This is a genomic window from Legionella massiliensis, from assembly GCF_000756815.1.
GTDB classification, from domain to species: domain Bacteria; phylum Pseudomonadota; class Gammaproteobacteria; order Legionellales; family Legionellaceae; genus Tatlockia; species Tatlockia massiliensis.
Genome location: NZ_CCVW01000003.1, coordinates 20,976 through 35,442, shown reverse-complemented (window position 1 = coordinate 35,442; position 14,467 = coordinate 20,976). Strand labels below are relative to the sequence as shown.

Genomic DNA, 14,467 nt, shown 5'->3' with positions numbered 1-14,467 from the left:
TTTAATTCGTTATTTCTTTTACATCATTCAGCGCAACAGTACCTACACCTGCAACATTTAGTTTAATTCCGTCACTACCTTGTCCCAGGCTTACACTGTCAACATTCGCTGCTGTCATAGTTTTTAATGCAACTTCTTGACCAGAATAGACACCACTAACCTTAAGGGTGTATTTTCCAGCTGGCTGACGCTCTCCTTTTTGATTTAGGCCGTCCCAACCAAAGGTAAAAAGCCCTGGGGAATGCTGGCCAAGAGGAATTTTCCTGATGAGTTCACCCTTCTCTGAATAAATGGAAGCAGTTAAGTTATCAACCGTTGTTGGCACATCTACTGCTGCTTTTGCCTCACCATCTGTATCCAAATTCATACTATCGCTATTGACTAACACCTTGCGGCCAACTAGTGAAGACGCTTGCAAGGCCTGATTAGACTGTAGCGAAGAAGCCAGTTGCTCGATGGATTCTTGCATCTTAGTAATGCCATCGTTTGTACTAAATTGAGCTAACTGACCTAAGAAATCACCATTAGTTTGTGGCTCTAAGGGATCCTGATTTTGTGCCTGGGCAATCATCAGCTTTAAAAAATCCTTTTGACCAAGACCTTTATTCTGGTTTGCGCTGGCTTGCCCCAACATAGAATTTAAGCCTGCATTTGCACTGCTAACTGAGTCCACTGCCATAATTCACTCCTTACTGTCCTAATTGAAGGGTTTTTTGTATTAGTTGCTTTGCAGTATTAATCACATTAATACCCATCTCATAAGCCCTGGAGGCTGAAATGACGTTGGCCATTTCTTCAACAGAGCTAATTTTCGGCGCATAGACAAAGCCATCAGCATCAGCAATAGGGTTATTGGGTTCGTAACGCTTAACCGGTTCAGTTTGCGACTCATAGATCCCAGTAACAGCAACACCAGCCTTAACCTGGTCGCCCATCCAATGTTCTGCTTGCTGTTGCACTGTAGTAAAAATGGGGTATTGAGCTCTATAAACATCATCGGGATTACCAACCACAACGTTCGCATTGGTCAAATTACTTGCACTAGTTGTTAAACGCCTGGTTTCTGCAACAAGCGCAGAACCTGAAATATCGAAGATATTGTTCAATGACATCTTAATCCCCCTTCCATGCGGCCATCATTGTTTTTATTTTATTATCAAGGAAGGTCAAACTTGCCTGATAAGCTGTTGAGTTTCTTGAAAACAGAGTTGTTTCCATATTCTTATCCACTGTATTTCCATCAAGCGACACATGATTAGGAACACGGTATTTTAGCTGTGCATCAAAATTGGATTGACCATTGATATGATTTGGTGAATCCACCGTCATTTGTTGGGCAGAGGAGGACATGGCTTGACCTAAGACCTCATTAAATTCGATATCCTTGGCCTTGTAATTTGGGGTATTCAAGTTTGCCAGGTTCTGCGCAAGCTGTGCTGTGCGCTGTTCACGAATCGTTAATGCCTTTGCATGTATGCCGAAATAATTGTCTAAATTGATAGCCATTTTTACTCCTGTTCCAATGACTGTTGCTCTTGACTGATGCTCTAATGCAATTGTTATGCCAACTAATTCATAAATATCACTAGACTTAGCATATAATCTCTTTAGAATGCTAATTCATTGCTCTTTATAACGTTATAACTCCTTGTACAGGACAAAAATGTGTAACTCCAGAAAAACTCGAATTCCCGCAGCTTGACCGCGGGACCTGGTGGCGGTGAAGGTTACATGGACCCCGCGGTCAAGCCGCAGGGATTCGGAATAAATTAAAGGGATCCTATTTACCCCTGTACAAAGGTCATAATTGACGTTCTTTCAAGGTGTTTTTTTATCATGATAAATAGCCCCTCAACTTTGCCAGATAATGCCGTAGCGGAAGTAAAATCTTACCTCCTACAATTACAATCGAATCTATGCGCAGCGCTTAGCGAACTGGATAAGCAAGGGAAATTTATTGAAGATGCCTGGACAAGAGAATTGGGTGGCGGCGGATTGACACGTGTATTTGACGGAGGTCAAATTTTTGCTAAGGCAGGAATTAATTTTTCACATGTCGAGGGAGAACAACTACCTCCATCAGCCAGCGCGCATCGGCCAGAACTGGCCGGTTGCAAATTCAGCGCTCTCGGTGTTTCTCTGGTTATTCACCCAGATAATCCTTATGTTCCTACTGCACATGCCAATGTCCGATTTTTCATTGCCGAAAAAGAAAACATGCCCCCTATCTGGTGGTTTGGGGGTGGATTCGACCTAACCCCCTACTATGGTTTTCCTGAAGATTGCAAATTTTGGCACCAAACAGCACTTGCAGCCTGCCAGCCCTTTGGTGACGAACTTTATCCTCGATTTAAGGCTTGGGCAGATAAATACTTTTATCTGAAACATCGTCAGGAAGCCCGTGGTATTGGCGGTATTTTCTTTGATGACTTCAATGAGGGCGGATTTGCTAATAGTTTCGCTTTCATGAAAAGTGTTGGCGATCACTTTATTAAAGCTTATGAACCGATAGTTAAAAAGCGCAAAGATCATCCCTTTGGCCCACGAGAAAAGGCCTTTCAACTTTATAGACGTGGCCGTTATGTGGAGTTTAATTTAGTCTATGACCGAGGCACACTCTTTGGCTTGCAATCAGGGGGGCGTACAGAGTCAATTTTAATGTCGCTGCCACCAGAGGTTCATTGGCAGTATAACTGGCATCCTGAACAGAACAGTGCGGAAGAAGCCCTTTACCAACACTTTCTTCCACCACAAGATTGGCTTAAAGATTAACGTCAGTTACAGATTAAGGAACACAAGGAACACCATGGCGCGAATTCTAGGTATTTCATTTGACTTTGATGGTAGTCTTTCACCAGCTCAGCCAGAAAACATTATTGCTGATAATATCGATCTCCTGATTAATATTAAAAGAAAGATGGCGGACTTTGATCTAACCCGTATCTTTGTTGGTTCTAATCGCCAGTCAGATATTGATGACAATATGAATGGTGTTAGTAATCGCACTGGCTCTTGCTATCCGAAAATAAGCCAAATCAGTGATTTTATTGGCGCTGCATTTGATGATTCTTTAATGGCAGATTTCTACAACGATCTTCTGCCCGGGGAATCAATGCGCAGGGCGCTAACCATGCTAAATCCTTATTCAGAAGATAAGGAACGATTCGATTATGATTTTGAACAACTAGGACAGGCTCCGACCATAGACTGGTTACATGACCGGTCAAAACTTTCGATCCTTATTACGCAAATTCAAAAATTGGCCTCAGAACATCCAAATGATGAGATTGAGTTCGAATTTTATGATGACAATCCCGAGATTATAGCAGCCTTGCGTAACTATTTTTCAATCTCGGAAAATTGTCAATTACTACCCAAAAATCTTAAGGCCTTTCGTCTGGGTGTTTATCCCCCTCTGTATCGCAAAGATGGAGCAGACTTGGTTCCTGACTTTTCCGCTCCTATAGTGGGTATCGGTGAATCTCCTATTATGGGTACTGATGAAAATCCTATTGTAGGGACTGGTGAAATTGATTTTAACTATCGGCAAACTCTTAAAAGAATGGCTGCGGCTTGTATTGAGTCTCCAGGCTATCAAGCCTATGAACCCGTTGCAAAACGTACCAGGGTAACCAATTATTCCCATGTAGAATATGCAGGCTTTACACTGACAGCACCAATGGATTTCATACGTGATTACAAACCAGGGATGGTTCCGAAAGTAGAGCCTCATCCTGTGCCACCTGAGTTGAAAAGGTATAGCGATATCGTTAACTTAGCTGCTGAGCCATCGAGTTCACAAAACACTTCAAGTTCCTCAAGTTCATCAAGTTCATCAATTCCTCAAGCATCAACTTCCAGCCGTTTTCTTAATGCCTTAAGTGCTTTTATTCCAAGCTCCCAAAGTTTTAAATTTAGAAGACGAGCTGCGGAGGAAAAGAAAAAGTTGCACTCTAGAGACACAAGTGAATCAACCACAAGCACAACTAACTTACCAATTCGCTCACTAACCTCTCCTAAGCTAGGACGAACTGATTCTTTTATAATAGAAAGCAACTCACCTAGAGACACAAACAATGCTCCGCCTATGCAGACAAGCCGATTAATTGACCGAGAAGGAATTGATTCTAAAACAGAGGATCATCATTCAGCCTCAAGCTCAAGTTATGACACAGAGAAGAAATTGAATGTTACAGAACAAAGCAGTGATGACTCTGAAACAGATGAAACTTATTCATCTGATAGTTCAACCTCCGATACAGCAAGCGGGCAAAGCAATTTCTTTCAACCTGCGACTAAACAGCAGAGGGACAGGCCTATAACTTTAAGCCCGTATAGGGGGAAAAGTTTCACACAATAGAACATCGAATCAGCAACCTCTTCTCCCTTCTAGGGAGAGGGGAAAAAGTTTGGGTAATAGGTCAGCCAATGGCGTCAACTGAAGTAAATTTATGCTGGATCCCCCCTCTCTCTAACTCTCTCCCCAAGGGGCGAGAGGACATATCGTCTTCGAACCGGGAGTATTGCTCCTTAAATTGACGCCATTGATTCGAAATAGGGATGACCTATTACAAGTTTGGATTTGAGCGCAGGTTGCGAGAAATACAGACTTTCGGTGAATAGGGAATCAATGCTTACAAAGGAGCAGATGCGCGTTTACTCAGCGAGGCAATAATCTTTTCAAGGCTATGCTTGTGTGGTTCACTTTGCTCAACAATAGCCTTGGTGCGTTGCTCGCAATAATCCTTCACTTCTTTATCTGGCAGAATATAAAAAGTCTTATTTTTAACCTCCTGCACAATATGTTCTGCGACATCCATCGCCGGTCTTGATCGCGCAATTAAATCAACCACCATATGATGTAATTTATCATTGTGTAAGGGAGCAGAATTGCTAAGTAACCCTGTATTTGCGAAGGAGGGACATACAACAGAAACGTCGACAGGTTTATCCAAACGTTGTAGGTCAAAGTAGAGTGACTCTGATAGCGCGACTATTGCATGTTTTGACATTGCATAGCTGGCCATTTGCGAACCGCTACAGAGGCCATAAAAACTGGCCATATTGATAACATGAGAACGATGTTTTTGTTTGAACATCAATGGCAAAAATACCTGTAAACCATGGATAGTGCCATATAAATTGACATCCATAACCTTGCGGATATGCTCAGTCGTTAATTCCCATATTGGTGCTAGTTGCCCACTGATTCCAGCATTATTAAACAGCCAATCCACACGATCAAAACGCTCATAGGTCTGTTTTGCCAGATGCCTCAGGCTTTCAGGTTTAGTAACATCACAAACCACACCCAAAACATCAACCGCGGCCCCTTCACTTAGCTGCTCTACTTTATCACAAAGGGCTGTAACAGCATTATCTGCCATTACGACATGGATGCCAGAATTAATACATACCTGGGCTAAAGCCAAACCGATACCACTTGCAGCACCAGTTATTACAGCTACTTGTTGACTAGACTCCATTCCAACCTCCCTTAAGATGACGTCAAAAGACGCAGCTAAAATTGCGGGGGATGATATCGATCTCGGGTTAGCTGGTCAAGGAAAATACGAAGATAAAGCCAGACAATGAGGGAAATTGAGTGCATTCATAACAATGAGTCTTATAAACGAGGTATACAACTGTTTACAAAGACCTCTAAAGTCTTATTTTCATGTAATCAGCTCTCAATACAGCAAATAGGTCAGCTTCGTCACTGTCCCAAGCTCCATCGCCCTGAACACAGCGAAGAATGGCGAACTACACTAGGGTGACATAGCTGACCTATTACAATAGAGCTCTTCTATGATTTGCGTACACTATTACAGCAGTCCGCTCAACTTGCAAAGGTTTTGAGGCTGTTATTCAGTAACTACGACAACATCCTGTGCCTTGAATCCTTTGGGTCCTTTATCAAGGACAAAGGTGACCGCATCATTTTCATGCAGTGTCTTAAAACCGACACCCTGAATATCTTTGTAATGTACGAATATATCTTCACCATGTTGGTTAACGATAAATCCAAATCCTTTCTTTTCATTGAACCACTTAACGTGGCCAGTTTCTCTGTCCGACATTCACACTCCCCTTTTAACTCATCTCTACCCTAGGTAGCAGATTAAAACCTAACATCCATTCAACTTCAAATTAGAGCTAAGCGCCAAAGAATCCCTTTGAGACCTATTAATTTGTGCTACTAATGGATACTTCAAAATGCCGGAATGACCGGACATCTACTTAGCATAACAGTTTTTTATTGATTGTTAACGGTTTTTTTAAAAATCGCTTAAGAGAAAGGGCAGTTGGTATTCACTATGAACACATTGCTGATAAAACATCAACAGTCTGGCTTTTTGACCCATACAACGTTAAATAATCCGCGACTCAATGACTATGTCAACCAACATCTAAAGTAACGTCAGTTATGGATAAGAATTATTTAAAACCTTTTGTGTAAATAAAATAGCTACTTGATGTAATTATTGAACAAAAACTCCTATTTTAGTAAGCTTTGCTTGAATTGCCCTCTTGGAGTATCAGATGAAATTAACAAGAATCAAAGGATTTTTACCTTATATGATGCTTGTATTCTTTAACACTTTTATTGACCTCGGCCATAAAATTTTAATCCAGGATACACTTTATCAAACACTAACAGGCTCAGCCTATACCGTGTTTTCTTCAATAATCAATGCACTAATTCTTTTACCCTATATTTTATTGTTCACCCCTTCTGGGTTCATCGCCGACAAATATCCTAAGGCTACTGTTTTAAAAATTACAGCAGCGGCAGCTATCCCCTTAACTGTCCTTGTGACCTGGTGTTATTTTAAAGGATTCTTTTGGGGAGCCTTTTTACTGACTTTTTTACTTGCTATTCAGAGCGCGCTGAATTCACCTGCAAAATATGGCTATATCAAAGAAATGTTTGGGAAAGAAAATCTCTCTCAAGTTAATGCTATTGTTCAAACCCTTGCAATTCTTGCCATTCTTGCTGGAACCTTTGTTTTTACTTATATATTTAGTTACTTTATCTCTGCTTCAGCACTAAAAAACTCTAGCGATAAGGTATTACTACTCAAGGCCTTTGCTCCAGCAGGATTTCTCCTAATTGTTTTTTCTATTTTTGAAACCCTAATGACCTTTCGTTTAGTGAAGAATCCAGCTGCCGACCCACAGTCTCAATATGAATTAGCACAATATTTCAAAGGGAAATATGTAAAATCTTATTTTAATAAAACACGGGAATCGCCTGTTATCTTTGCCTGTATTATTGGTTTATCAGTCTTCTGGGCGGTCAATCAGGTACTTCTAGCCAGTTATGGGGCTTATTTAAAAGATCATATTGGCCATGTCAGCGTGTTGTTTGCGCAGGGTTCGCTTGCTCTGGGGGGTATAGGTATTCTTTTAGGCGCCATGTATGCAGGTAAGGTATCCAAGGGTTTTGTTGAAACAGGTTTGATTCCTGTTGCTACCTTAGGTATCGCGCTCGGTTTATTACTACTCCCCTGCCTTTCTAATCCCACCGCTATTATTTCCCTTTTCTTAGTCTATGGTTTTTTCGGTGGAATGCTTATTGTTCCCCTTAATGCTTTGATCCAGTTTAATGCTCCTCGCCAAGAAACAGGAAAGGTTCAATCTGCAAACAGTTTTCTGCAAAACTGTTTCATGCTTGGCTTTCTTGGGCTGACAGTCTTAGCGAGCTTAGCTGGGATGGATAGCCGACTCTTACTTCTTAGTTTATTTGTCATCGCCCTATTCGGCGCGATTTATACGCTCATCGCTTTACCACAATCACTGACTCGCTATTTACTCTATTTTATAGCCTCTCGGTTTTACCGACTGAATGTCTATCAATTAGATAATCTACCCTCATCAGGCGGTGTCTTACTCTTAGGAAACCATGTGAGTTTTATTGATTGGGCGGTATTACAAATAGCCTGTCCTCGGCCAATTCGATTTGTCATGGAGCGCTCAATCTATCAGGTTTGGTATATAAATTGGCTGCTCAAGAAATTTAATGTAATCCCAATCTCTCGCGGAGCAAGCCAGGATGCCCTGTTAGAAATTAATAAATCATTAAATGAGGGAGAGGTTGTAGCTCTATTCCCTGAAGGAAGGCTCACTCGAAATGGGCAAATGGGGATTTTCCGCACAGGTTTTGAACGAGCGGCGATCAATGCCAAGGCAGTAATTATCCCTTTCTATATTCACGGGCTATGGGGGTCAAAAACCTCACGAAGAACAGCGCATCAAAAAAATCTAAGGCCTACAAACCATCGCCAAGTCAGCGTCATCTATGGTCCTGCAATGGATATTTCATCTAATGCCCAGCAAGTTAAACAACAGGTGACCCAACTATCGATCAAAGCCTGGAAATATTCGATTGGCGATCTTGCTAATATCCAATCTGAATGGCTTCATCAAGTAAAAAAAATGAGCGACTCGACGGCCATAATTGCTGAAAACGGTAAAGAAATAACCATGCAACAATTACTGGATCGCACTCTTGGATTCAGCAGACGGATAAAACGCTTTGTAAAACAACAACAAAATATAGCTATCGTTTTACCAACCTGTACGGAGGGGATAATCGCTAATCTCGCTACTCTTATCTTAGGCAAAACTATCGTTAATTTAGACTGTACACAGGATACGTCTTTCTTTGCTTCAGCGCTTAAACAAGCCTCGATCCAAACGATAATTAGTTCACATCAATTTAAAGGTTTCTTGGAGAAACAAGCTGTTCCAGCCAAGATTATTTATATCGAAGAGCTAACCTCCAGGAAATACCTAAGCAAATGGGTGCCAGCATGGCTGATCAAACTTTTATTCTTCAAAAAAACGGATGTTCATTCAACAGCAGCAATCGTATTTAGCAGCGGTTCGACAGGCGAACGCAAAGGGGTCAAACTAAGCCATGCGAATCTTCTAAGCAACATCAATCAAGTCGCAGCTGTTTTTAGTCTTGAAAGCAGAGATGTCATGCTAAATACTCTGCCCTTATCCCACGCATTTGGCCTGACAGTAACCACCTTAGTCCCCTTATTGAAGGGAATACCAATGCTTTGTTACCCACAACCTGAAAATACTTTAATTATTGCTAAGTTAACTTATAAATACAGAGTCACCCTTTTATGCTCAACCTCCAACTTACTTAATTTATACATTCAAAACACTGAAATACATCCACAAATGCTAAGTTCCTTACGTATGGTTGTAGCGGGAGCAGAAAAGTTATCAACCGAAGTCTATAAGGGCTTTAAAGATAAATTTAATCTGGAAATTTATGAGGGCTACGGTGCAACAGAAGTGGCACCCGTTGCGAGTTGTAACCTACCTGATGTGATTTCTACAGATGATTGGCATATTCATAAAGCAGGTAAAGCAGGTACAGTTGGGCTTCCTTTGCCGGGCTGTGCCTTTAGAGTAGTTGATCCTCAGACCTTAAAGGATTTAACTGTTGGCGAAGAGGGGCTCGTGCTTATAGGTGGTACGCAGGTGATGACTGGTTATTTGAATCAACCAGAAAAAAACCAGGACGTTCTCATCCAAGATAACCACTATATCTGGTATAAAACAGGCGATAGAGGTCTTTTAGATCGGGAAGGATTTCTTACTGTTGTGGATAGGTACTAATCTCTTCTTATCAAGTTAGCAAAAATATGGGGAACCCATGGCCACAGTGCTATAACCAAGACTGTGTCATGGTATACCCATTGCCAAATATTTTGAAATGAGTCTCGTAATCCACAAATTGTTATGCTATTTATTCAACCACGATTAGTAACGTGCATAACCCACCTAAGGATTTTTAATGGACACCTCTAAAGAAGCATTTATCCGCTTAGCTCTTGATTGTCAGGTTTTAAAATTTGGTGAATTCACTTTAAAGTCTGGCCGTCTAAGCCCCTACTTTTTTAATGCAGGCCTATTTTATCACGGCGAAGCCCTACGCCAGCTTGGCCATTTTTATGCCAACACCTTAATAGAGTCTAAGGTCGATTTTCGCCATTTGTTCGGCCCGGCATATAAAGGATTGCCTTTGGCAACCGCAACAGCTATTGCCTTGGCTGAACGTGATATTGATGTAACTGTAACCTTTAATCGCAAAGAAGCTAAAGATCATGGTGAGGGAGGGACCTTAATCGGTGCACCTCTGCAAGGGAATACCGTCATTATTGACGATGTTATCACTGCAGGCACAGCCTTCCGTGAAGCGCAGTCCTTGATTAAAGAATATGGCGGCCATCTAAATTGTGTAGTGATAGCCCTTGATCGATGTGAGCGTGGCTTAACCAATCAATCAACCCTAGCTGAAATTCAGGCGCAGGGAATTTCTGTCTTATCGATTATTACCCTGCACGATCTAATCGCCTATTTACAAAAAGATGGACAAAGCAAAGAGGTTGAGCGATTACGCAGTTACCAGGCGGAATATGGTTGTTGAGTTTTACAAAAGACGTACGTCATGTCGAACGTAGAGAGACATCTCCTGAATCTAGCATAGTGCTAATCCCAGAGATCCCTCACTTCGTTCGGGATGACGGAGCTCTTTCTCGATCTAAGAATAAGCAGCAATATCAATGGTCTTCATCCTAAAATTCAGCTTTTTACCTTCTCGCAGCACTGTTACAGTGATCCCGTCACCAACATGAATATTAGCCAGGAAATTGTAAAGCACATCATAGTTTTTAATTGGATGACCATTTAAAGCGACAATAATATCGCCCATATGGGTGCGTCCCCAATTATCTCGATAAGTGCCTTTTAAACCAGCAGTTGCAGCAGGCGTATTCGGCAGAATATCACCGACCACAATCCCTTTTTTAACGCCTAAACGCTTAGAAATTGCGGGACCCACCCATTGAATACCTATACCTGACAATACAACTCTGCCATTTTTAATAATTTGCGGCACTATATGAGCAATATCGTCAGCAGGCACTGCAAAGCCAACACCAGCGGAAGAACCCGAGTTCGAGTAAATAACTGTGTTCAAACCAATCAAACGTCCTTTGCTATCAAGCAAGGGACCACCTGAATTACCGGGGTTAATGGTGGTATCCGTTTGAATCATTTCTCTGATAGTTACCCCACCAGCTCCAGGTACCTTACGTCCTAAAGCAGAAATGACCCCTACAGACAAACTATGATCCAAACCAAAAGGATTCCCAATTGCAATAGTTTTTTGTCCTACCATAAGCTCATTTGTGCGAGCTAATTCAAAGGGAACATAAGATTTGAGCATCTCCAAAGCCTTGGGTGATTTTATTGCTAATACGGCAATATCTTTACGAGGCTCAGCGCCAATAACCTTTGCTGGAACGGTCAGCTTGTCAATAGTAATAGCTAAATTATCAGCTCCATTGATCACATGAAAATTGGTAACAATATGCCCCTGTGCATCCCAAATGATGCCGGAGCCAGCTCCTGCATGCACCTGCATTCGCTTAGCACTATGTTTTACAACAGTCGTTAAACGATGAACATAGACAACCTTTGGCGAAAATTTTTGAAAAATTTCTACCGTATTTCGTTCATTAGGTAGTAACTCATCAAGGCTAATACTATAGGCGGGCAATACTACTAAGGCCGTACATCCGACCATAAACGACATAAACTTCTTAAAACTCATCCTCGAACTCCAAACCAAAGGTGCTTTAAAACATCATTTTCAGCACACAAAGAGCATATATTGACGCAGTTGCGCTAATTATGCCTCAACTGGATAGGAATAGACAAATAAAAATACTCTCATTATGAAGATAATGAGTATATTTAAATTGATTTGGAATAAGAAAACAGCTGCACCGCGGATCGCCTAGCTGATAATTAAGCGATCCTGCTTAGTGCAAATGAACTAATTGGGTATGAATATCTATTGCAAAATAACGACTAAAGGTCTGATAAGAATCAATATTTGGCCACTCATCTGCCCTTTCATGCATACGTAACATTTCTGTTTCAAAAATGCATTGGTAGTAATTTTTAACAAAGGATTTTACATCAGCCAAACTTGAAAAACTTTTTACCAGAACTGTCGCATTTTCTGCCAAATGAGACAAATTAATGCGCTCAAGAACCGTGCTCATTTCAGGCTGCTCACTAAAGGCAGATTTCAGCCATTTGAGCAAGACCGAGCGTGGCTTGACTCTTAGTAGATGTTGCCCTGGCGTAAGTGAGGGTTCCATAAGTACAATTTGCGAATGCATTTCAAATTTAAAGCAGCATAAGAAATCGAGAAAGGTCCCTTCGATTTTATTCATAGCATGCTCTCCTAGCCAGCGGCTAATTTCATGCCTGAACATTGTTGCAAAATGTCTCTCAAGCTCATTTAATGTCGCCTCATCACTGTCCTGCTTTGCCATTACATAAGCTGTATTATCCATTTGCAGCAAAGGTAAAGGCGGCAAATCAACCTCGGGCAGTTGCGCGGCGAGAAAAGACAAAAATCCTCGCGTGGGCTTGAGAATAATAATTTCCCATTGGTTTGGGTTCATGACGTGCTCCTTGATTTTAATGACTCATCCTGAGTACAACTAAAAAGCAAAATCAACGCCTGTATTTCCTCTCCTTAGTTTTGAAAAGGTCTACCAGATTACCTCCACAAAATTTCAAGATCAAGAGAAAAAATAACTTTTTATTTGCTCATGAAATAGGCATTTTTACGGCCTTAGAACAGGCTGATTATCAAGATAAAAATTGACCAAATTAAGAACATTTTCCAAAAATTTTAATTAAGCACAAAAATTCTAAGCTCAAATAAAATACTATTTCAGGATAGTTAAAATGCTTCTTAACTGTTGTGAAAAACGGTAAAAACTCCATTCTAAACTTGACATGAATTTTGTTATCTATATCCTAGCTATTTTATTTCTCGTTTTGTTCAAATTATGAAACTTCTAAAGAGACTACTTGCTACCCTGCTCTTAACTATAATTATGACAACCGTCATTCTTTGGGCCTTGGCAAAGTCTGTTAATCCAGAAGTAGTAAAAGCCTATGTAAGTACGCAACTTGCTAACCTAACCCATCAAAATTCCAAGGTAGAAGGCGATATTTCTTGGCATGTATTCCCGCGTCCAGGGATTAAAATTACTAATATACAAATTGGTGATGAGAGCAATTCTTCCAATTATTCTGTGAGGTTAGAAAACCTGTTTTTCAACCTAAAAATTACTCCTTTGTTAGGTGGAAAATTTGTTTTTAACGAATTCAATGTTGATGGATTTAAAATCAATATAAACCCTGATAGCTCTACAGTTTCAGACAAAGTTAACAATGCCTCAACATCCTCCGAAAATGCGAAATCTTCTTTTGCACAGCAGTTCGCTATTGAGCGGTTTTTATTAAGCCGCGGACAAATAAATATCATTAAAGATCAGAGAAAAATTACTCTGTCTGGACTACAGATCGGGGCGGAACAATTTAACCTACAGAAGAGGCTATTCCCTCTACAATTTAAAAACAACATTGAGCTGGTTGATGGTAAAGAGAAAATACTCAAGGCGCATATTAATTTTAAAGGGAGCACCAGCCTCTCTCCTGAGCTCTTTAAGGCACCTCTGACGGCCTTACAAAATACTCCTTTAGATGGTCAATTATCTATTCAGAATGTCAAAATCAAAAAGTTTAAAGTCACTAAAATCAGCGCACATACAAAAACAAAACCAGGCATACTTTTCTTAAATCCGCTGACTATAACGCTTTATGATGGTGAGTCTGTTGGCGACCTAAATTATGAGTTTGCAACCAGCAAACTTATTGTAAATCAAACAGCTACCAATGTTGACAGCTCTAAATTTTTCCAAGATTTGGTTGATAAAACACTTTTCAGTGGAAGCCTGGATTTTTCTATTCATGCCCAGACAAATTTGCAGAGTGCAAATTGGCATGAACGTACCTCAGGAAATGGTAGTGTGACCATAAAAGATGGTGTTCTACAAACTATTAATTTAGATAAGGTTGTCGAGCAAACAAGTGCTCAGATCAATCATTTACTTTTTGGGCAAAAAACAGAGAAAGAACATATTTTAGAATTAGGACAATTCAATAATCCTGAGTTTTTCAAAGGCGGTACGAATTTCAAATTATTAACCTGCCAATACCAACTCAAAGACGAAAAATTAGAAAGTAATTCCTTGGTGCTGCAAACCGATAAATTACAGCTAAAAGGTGATGGAACATTAAACCTGTCTGATGAGAAAATAGATAGCCGCTTGTATGCAAAAGCTACTATTACCGATAGTGGGATTGACAAAATCCAACAATTACTTGGAGGAAGTTTCCCTGTGCAAATTACAGGAACTTTGACTGAGCCATCTGTTTCACCTGACATACAGAAAATTAATCCTATGTTAGCCAAACTCTGGATTAAAAGTACCCTGAGCAAACCAGTCAAAGAAATCGGAAAAGCGATAAAAACCATTTTGCAGGCATCATAATTCCATGTCTGGGGAGA

General features: G+C 40.5%; 12 protein-coding genes. 5 read left to right on the top strand and 7 right to left on the bottom strand.

Going from position 1 to position 14,467, the window contains the following annotated elements:
- Nucleotide 1: 1 nt before the first annotated feature.
- From BN1094_RS11815 to flgB, 3 genes are read right to left on the bottom strand one after another with little or no spacing between them, the layout of a single operon-like run.
- Nucleotides 2-679, bottom strand: coding sequence for a flagellar hook assembly protein FlgD (locus BN1094_RS11815; RefSeq protein WP_052403269.1), 678 nt, complete (start codon nucleotides 677-679; stop codon nucleotides 2-4).
- Nucleotides 680-689: 10 nt separating this feature from the next.
- The gene (gene flgC, locus BN1094_RS11810; protein ID WP_043874677.1) at nucleotides 690-1,112 is read right to left on the bottom strand and encodes a flagellar basal body rod protein FlgC; all 423 of its coding nucleotides are present in this window, start codon (nucleotides 1,110-1,112) and stop codon (nucleotides 690-692) included.
- A 1-nt stretch (nucleotide 1,113) separates the two neighbouring features.
- On the bottom strand, nucleotides 1,114-1,506 hold the full coding sequence (flgB, locus tag BN1094_RS11805; RefSeq protein ID WP_043874676.1) for a flagellar basal body rod protein FlgB: 393 nt from the start codon (nucleotides 1,504-1,506) through the stop codon (nucleotides 1,114-1,116).
- Nucleotides 1,507-1,836: 330 nt separating this feature from the next.
- On the opposite strand from flgB, the gene hemF reads away from it, so the two are divergent.
- Both hemF and BN1094_RS11795 read left to right on the top strand, forming a co-directional pair.
- Nucleotides 1,837-2,772, top strand: a complete 936-nt coding sequence (gene hemF, locus BN1094_RS11800; RefSeq protein ID WP_043874675.1) for an oxygen-dependent coproporphyrinogen oxidase — start codon at nucleotides 1,837-1,839, stop codon at nucleotides 2,770-2,772.
- A gap of 34 nt (nucleotides 2,773-2,806) precedes the next feature.
- Nucleotides 2,807-4,360, top strand: a complete 1,554-nt coding sequence (locus BN1094_RS11795; protein WP_043874674.1) for a hypothetical protein — start codon at nucleotides 2,807-2,809, stop codon at nucleotides 4,358-4,360.
- Between the two features lie 274 nt (nucleotides 4,361-4,634).
- Here the strand turns inward: BN1094_RS11795 and BN1094_RS11790 are convergent, their stop codons facing one another.
- Both BN1094_RS11790 and BN1094_RS11785 read right to left on the bottom strand, forming a co-directional pair.
- Nucleotides 4,635-5,486 carry an SDR family NAD(P)-dependent oxidoreductase gene (locus tag BN1094_RS11790; RefSeq protein ID WP_044011845.1) on the bottom strand — a complete coding sequence of 284 codons (852 nt, stop codon included), beginning with the start codon at nucleotides 5,484-5,486 and terminating at the stop codon, nucleotides 4,635-4,637.
- A 378-nt stretch (nucleotides 5,487-5,864) separates the two neighbouring features.
- Nucleotides 5,865-6,080, bottom strand: coding sequence for a cold-shock protein (locus BN1094_RS11785; protein WP_043874673.1), 216 nt, complete (start codon nucleotides 6,078-6,080; stop codon nucleotides 5,865-5,867).
- 463 nt (nucleotides 6,081-6,543) lie between these two features.
- Between BN1094_RS11785 and BN1094_RS11780 the strand changes: the two genes are divergently transcribed.
- Together BN1094_RS11780 and pyrE are read left to right on the top strand one after the other, a co-directional pair.
- Nucleotides 6,544-9,642: an MFS transporter gene (locus tag BN1094_RS11780; RefSeq protein ID WP_044011844.1), complete on the top strand. Its 3,099-nt coding sequence runs from the start codon at nucleotides 6,544-6,546 to the stop codon at nucleotides 9,640-9,642.
- A gap of 178 nt (nucleotides 9,643-9,820) precedes the next feature.
- A complete protein-coding gene (gene pyrE, locus BN1094_RS11775; protein WP_043874672.1) occupies nucleotides 9,821-10,453 on the top strand; it encodes an orotate phosphoribosyltransferase in 633 nt (210 codons plus the stop codon).
- Nucleotides 10,454-10,567: 114 nt separating this feature from the next.
- On the opposite strand, the gene BN1094_RS11770 is transcribed toward pyrE, so the two are convergent.
- Nucleotides 10,568-11,614, bottom strand: coding sequence for a S1C family serine protease (locus BN1094_RS11770; protein ID WP_425411916.1), 1,047 nt, complete (start codon nucleotides 11,612-11,614; stop codon nucleotides 10,568-10,570).
- A 238-nt stretch (nucleotides 11,615-11,852) separates the two neighbouring features.
- Entirely contained in the window at nucleotides 11,853-12,506 is a 654-nt protein-coding gene (locus BN1094_RS11765; RefSeq protein WP_043874670.1) for a hypothetical protein, read from the bottom strand.
- Nucleotides 12,507-12,899: 393 nt separating this feature from the next.
- Here BN1094_RS11765 and BN1094_RS11760 point away from each other — a divergent pair, with 393 nt between their 5' ends.
- Nucleotides 12,900-14,450, top strand: a complete 1,551-nt coding sequence (locus BN1094_RS11760; protein WP_043874669.1) for an AsmA family protein — start codon at nucleotides 12,900-12,902, stop codon at nucleotides 14,448-14,450.
- Nucleotides 14,451-14,467 lie beyond the last annotated feature (17 nt).

Bases quoted from the DNA above. Each gene is read 5' to 3' on its own strand.
- BN1094_RS11815 (WP_052403269.1), bottom strand. From the start codon at position 679: ATGGCAGTGGACTCAGTTAGCAGTGCAAATGCAGGCTTAAATTCTATG.
- flgC (WP_043874677.1), bottom strand. From the start codon at position 1,112: ATGTCATTGAACAATATCTTCGATATTTCAGGTTCTGCGCTTGTTGCA.
- flgB (WP_043874676.1), bottom strand. From the start codon at position 1,506: ATGGCTATCAATTTAGACAATTATTTCGGCATACATGCAAAGGCATTA.
- hemF (WP_043874675.1), top strand. From the start codon at position 1,837: ATGATAAATAGCCCCTCAACTTTGCCAGATAATGCCGTAGCGGAAGTA.
- BN1094_RS11795 (WP_043874674.1), top strand. From the start codon at position 2,807: ATGGCGCGAATTCTAGGTATTTCATTTGACTTTGATGGTAGTCTTTCA.
- BN1094_RS11790 (WP_044011845.1), bottom strand. From the start codon at position 5,486: ATGGAGTCTAGTCAACAAGTAGCTGTAATAACTGGTGCTGCAAGTGGT.
- BN1094_RS11785 (WP_043874673.1), bottom strand. From the start codon at position 6,080: ATGTCGGACAGAGAAACTGGCCACGTTAAGTGGTTCAATGAAAAGAAA.
- BN1094_RS11780 (WP_044011844.1), top strand. From the start codon at position 6,544: ATGAAATTAACAAGAATCAAAGGATTTTTACCTTATATGATGCTTGTA.
- pyrE (WP_043874672.1), top strand. From the start codon at position 9,821: ATGGACACCTCTAAAGAAGCATTTATCCGCTTAGCTCTTGATTGTCAG.
- BN1094_RS11770 (WP_425411916.1), bottom strand. From the start codon at position 11,614: ATGGTCGGATGTACGGCCTTAGTAGTATTGCCCGCCTATAGTATTAGC.
- BN1094_RS11765 (WP_043874670.1), bottom strand. From the start codon at position 12,506: ATGAACCCAAACCAATGGGAAATTATTATTCTCAAGCCCACGCGAGGA.
- BN1094_RS11760 (WP_043874669.1), top strand. From the start codon at position 12,900: ATGAAACTTCTAAAGAGACTACTTGCTACCCTGCTCTTAACTATAATT.